Source organism: Anaerotignum propionicum, from assembly GCF_024461735.1.
Lineage (GTDB): Bacteria > Bacillota > Clostridia > Lachnospirales > Anaerotignaceae > Chakrabartyella.
In genome coordinates this window covers 1-210 of the sequence record NZ_JANGAD010000065.1, presented here as the reverse complement: position 1 = coordinate 210, position 210 = coordinate 1, and the positions used below count along the sequence as shown (strand labels likewise).

Below are 210 nucleotides of genomic sequence, written 5' to 3'. Positions count from 1 at the left end.
CTGAAAAAGAACCCATGGTAAGTTTTGAAAAATATGGGAAAAAGCTGAGCTTGTCCAAAGAAGACGATTATCAAAATGAATATGTGGAGGCAGAGCCTGTGAAAACAAGTAAAAGGCCAAATAGAATGCGTAGAAACCACAGAAAAGAGGGGGATTATGGAAATGAACATGAACGTAAAGCAGAAAAGAAAGTAATCATTGCTGCAATTG

General features: G+C 37.1%; 1 protein-coding gene. It reads left to right on the top strand.

Going from position 1 to position 210, the window contains the following annotated elements:
• Positions 1–210, top strand: a 210-nt coding sequence (locus NE558_RS14410) for a hypothetical protein (RefSeq protein WP_256150854.1), incomplete at both ends; no start/stop codon positions are given.